Raw genomic sequence first — 3,764 nt, 5'->3', positions numbered from 1 at the left:
CGGTGTATGCGATTCCGGTGTGGGTCGCGTTCATGTGGATCTGCTACGGCATCAAAAACAAGCGCAGCGCCCAGCAGGCGTTGCAGGTCGCGGTGAAATAACGCAACGCGCAGAAACAACAAACCCGGCCAATGTGCCGGGTTTTTTGTGGAGGATGCGAAAGCCGGGGTATTCTGGCGGTCCTGATACCGGACCTTTTTCCATGCTGGTGATTTCCAACAACGTGCATCTGCCGGATGCCGAGATCGAGTTGACGGCCATTCGCRCCCAGGGCGCCGGTGGGCAGAACGTCAACAAGGTCTCCAGTGCGGTGCACCTGCGCTTCGACATTCCGGCCTCGTCCCTGCCCGAGTTCTACAAGGAACGGCTGCTGGCGTTGCGCGACAGTCGCATCACCAGCGAAGGGGTGTTGATCATCAAGGCCCAGCAATACCGCACGCAGGAGCAGAACCGCGCCGATGCGCTGGAGCGTCTGACCGAATTGATCCTCAGCGCTACCAAAGTGGAAAAGAAACGCCGTCCGACCAAGCCGACTCTGGGCTCGAAAAAGCGTCGGCTCGAATCCAAGACCAAGCGCGGCAGCATCAAGGCCGGGCGGGGCAAGGTCGATTTTTAGCGTGCTTCACGCTCTTCCCGATACTTGGGCGCCTGTCGGTACAAGTAAACGCTCAACATCAATCCGCTCAAGGCGGCGAGGGCGGCGAACAGGAAGATCGAGGCAAACCCGAATCCTGCAGCAATCGCACCCGCCAGCGGTCCGGTAATCCCCAGTGACAAATCGATAAACAGCGAATAGGCCCCAACTGCTGCGCCACGGCTGGAGGCCGGCACCAGATTGACCGCTTCCACGCCCAAGGCCGGGAACACCAGCGAAAAGCCGAAACCGCTCAGCGCCGCACCGGCCAGTGCCCAATGAGCATCCGGCGCCAGCCACAGCAGCAACAGCCCGAGGGTTTCCACCGAGAGGCAGGCAATCGCCACGCGAAAGCCGCCGAGGCGGTTGATCAGGTTGCCGAACAGTAGTCGCGCGCCAATGAAACTGGCGCCGAACAAACTCAGGGACAGCACCGCGTTGGACCAATGCTGAGTGGCGTAATACAGGGTGATGAAGGTCGCGATGGTGCCAAAGCCGATGGAGCCCAGTGCCAGGCCGCAGCCATGAGGGAACACCCGTCCCAGCACATGCATGAACGGCAAACGTTCGCCGGCGACAATCGGCGCCGCGGTTTTCGGCCAGGCCAGCGCCACGCCCAGCACCGCCAGCAGCATGATGCTCACGCCCATGCTCCACAAACCCAATTGACTCACCAGCAGCACCCCCAGTGGTGCGCCGACCGCCAACGCGCCGTAACTGGCAATGCCGTTCCAGGAGATGACCTTGGCGGTGTTCGCCGCGCCGACCCGGCCGATGCCCCAGCCGATCGACCCGGAGCCGACCAGGCTTTCCGCGCTGCCGAGTATCAGGCGGCCAATCAACAGGCTGATCAAACTCAGTATCGGCAGGCTCTGCGTCCASGCCGAAATCAGCATGAACACACCGCTCAAACCACAGCCGGCGAGGCCATACATCACCGCCAGCTTGCTGCCCTTGTTATCGATGATGCGCCCGGCGTAAGGGCGGCTGAGGAGGGTGGCCAGGTATTGCACGCTGATCACCAGCCCGGCGATCACCGCGCCGAAGCCGAGGTCGCTGTGGACGTAGCCCGGCAATACGGCCAGGGGAATACCGATATTGAGGTAACCGATGAAAGTGAACAGGACGATGGAAACGACTTGCAGCGTGACCGCCAGGGGGCGCTGGGTTTCAGACATGGGTAAAAGGTCCACGGGGCAGCAGGATAGATAGGCTGCTTATGATAGCGGCGTGGACGGTCGCAGGGCGTGAAAAAGTAAAACTAATTGCCGAACGGGATGAATCAGGGTTTTGCGGGGGCGACCAGTTGCGTCGTGACCAGGGCGGCCAGGGCATTTTCTTCGCTGCCGAAGCGGGCCAGCAGGGCGGCTTGTTTCTCGGGGGAAAGGCGATTCCAGATGTCGATCATCTTCTCGGCGGTGCCGATCAGGACGCTGGCCTGGGCTTCAGTGAAATCATCGCTCATGGTGCGGGCTCGCGGTTCAGGCAGTGTGGAAAGCGCATGTTAGCGCTTTCCACACGGTCTGGCATTGCAGGTGTATCAGTCTTCTCTGTCGGCCTGGCGGCGTTCAGGTGCTTCTTTCGGCTCGGGCTGTTGGGCACCGGCTTGTTGCGTGGTTGTCTGCTCAGTTTCGTGCAGGCTTGGGAAGGGGAGATTAGGGATCTCGTGCATGTTTCGCGCTCCTCGCTAAGTCTGTTGATAGATCTGGTAGATCCGCGCTTTTAAAAAAGCCTGGGCAGGATACAGCAGGAAAAATGACAAATAGACTTTATATCCAATTGTTACGACGGATGGGATTGTCTAGACAGGTCAATGGGATAGGCGCAATTGATCGTTCCCACGCTCTGCGTGGGAACGCAGCCMGGGACGCTCCGCGTTCCARSAGCGGACGCAGAGCGTCCAATGAGGCATTCCCACGCGGAGCGTGGGAACGATCGGTGGGAGGGGTTACTTGCAGACGTCAGCGATGGCCTCGGCCAGCAGGTCCAGGCGTGTCGCATCGATCCCCGCCACGTTCGCCCGGCCCGAGCTGACCATGTACACACTGTGATGTTCGCGCAGTTGCTTGACCTGCTCCGGCGACAAACCGGTGTAGGAAAACATCCCGCGTTGAACGCCAATGTGCGCAAACCGCTCGCGCAAGCCGTGGGGTTCAAGCGCTTCGACCAGGCCACTGCGCAGCTGGGCGATGCGCAAACGCATGGCTTCCACTTCGTCGGCCCAGCGGCTTTTCAGCTCTGGATCGCCAAGGATGGTCGCGACGACGGCGGCGCCGTGATCCGGCGGTGTCGACCACAGGTTGCGGGCGATGTTGGCCAGTTGGCTGCGGATGTCCACCAGCTTGCCGGCGGTTTGCGCGCAGACAATCAGCGCACCGGTGCGGTCGCGGTACAGGCCGAAGTTTTTCGAGCAGGAACTGGTGATCAGCACTTCCGGCAACTCGGCGGCGAACAACCGGGTCGACCAGGCATCTTGTTCCAGGCCATCGCCGAAGCCCTGATAGGCGAAGTCGATCAGAGGCAGCAAGTCGCGACTGCGCACCACGTCCAGCACCCGGCGCCAATCGTCATGGGACAGGTCGAAACCGGTCGGGTTGTGGCAGCAGGCGTGCAGCAGCACCACATCGCCCTTCGGTGCTTGATTGAGCACTTCGAGCATCGCTTCGACATCGAGACGGTTATCGCTGCCCACGTACGGGTAGTGACTGACCTTGACCCCGGCCGTTGCGAAAATCGTTTCGTGGATCGGCCAGGTCGGGCTGCTCAGCCACACGCCACGGCCCGGCAGGCATTGGGCGATGAAGTCGGCGCTCAAGCGCAGCGCACCGGTGCCGCCCGGCGTTTGCGTGACGCCGGCCCGTTGCTCGGCGATCAGCGCCGAATCAGCACCCAGCACAAGCTCGTTGATGACTTTGCCGAACGCCGCATCGCCGTGGCCGCCGATGTAAGTCTTGGTGGCCTGGCGATCCACCAGGCGCTGCTCGGCAAGCTTCACCGCTTCAAGGATCGGCGTCAGGCCCTGGGCGTCTTTGTAGACACCCACGCCAAGGTCGAACTTGCGCGGGTTAGGGTCCTGCGCATAGGCCTCCATCAGGCCGAGAATCGGGTCGCCGGGTACTCGGCCGATGGC

The 3,764-nt window shown here is 61.6% G+C and carries 5 protein-coding genes; 1 reads left to right on the top strand and 4 read right to left on the bottom strand.

Going from position 1 to position 3,764, the window contains the following annotated elements; translation table 11 throughout:
- The first annotated feature begins 202 nt into the window (after nucleotides 1–202).
- A complete protein-coding gene (gene arfB, locus AC1DLB_RS24375; RefSeq protein ID WP_477785778.1) occupies nucleotides 203–616 on the top strand; it encodes an alternative ribosome rescue aminoacyl-tRNA hydrolase ArfB in 414 nt (137 codons plus the stop codon).
- On the opposite strand, the gene AC1DLB_RS24370 is transcribed toward arfB, so the two are convergent.
- The 4 genes from AC1DLB_RS24370 to AC1DLB_RS24355 all read right to left on the bottom strand — a co-directional run bounded on the left by AC1DLB_RS24370 (nucleotide 613) and on the right by AC1DLB_RS24355 (nucleotide 3,761).
- Nucleotides 613–1,812 carry an MFS transporter gene (locus tag AC1DLB_RS24370; RefSeq protein ID WP_019648074.1) on the bottom strand — a complete coding sequence of 400 codons (1,200 nt, stop codon included), beginning with the start codon at nucleotides 1,810–1,812 and terminating at the stop codon, nucleotides 613–615. The genes arfB and AC1DLB_RS24370 overlap by 4 nt on opposite strands.
- Before the next feature lie 104 nt (nucleotides 1,813–1,916).
- Complete coding sequence (locus AC1DLB_RS24365; protein WP_138866128.1) at nucleotides 1,917–2,099, bottom strand: hypothetical protein; 183 nt, start codon at nucleotides 2,097–2,099, stop codon at nucleotides 1,917–1,919.
- A gap of 75 nt (nucleotides 2,100–2,174) precedes the next feature.
- Nucleotides 2,175–2,306, bottom strand: a complete 132-nt coding sequence (locus AC1DLB_RS24360) for a hypothetical protein (RefSeq protein WP_007938543.1) — start codon at nucleotides 2,304–2,306, stop codon at nucleotides 2,175–2,177.
- A gap of 276 nt (nucleotides 2,307–2,582) precedes the next feature.
- The gene (locus AC1DLB_RS24355) at nucleotides 2,583–3,761 is read right to left on the bottom strand and encodes an amino acid aminotransferase (protein ID WP_477785779.1); all 1,179 of its coding nucleotides are present in this window, start codon (nucleotides 3,759–3,761) and stop codon (nucleotides 2,583–2,585) included.
- Nucleotides 3,762–3,764 lie beyond the last annotated feature (3 nt).

It is taken from the genome of Pseudomonas sp. 05N434, from assembly GCF_056396965.1.
Note: the sequence above shows the minus strand (reverse complement) of the source record. Positions and strands in the feature narration are given on the sequence as shown.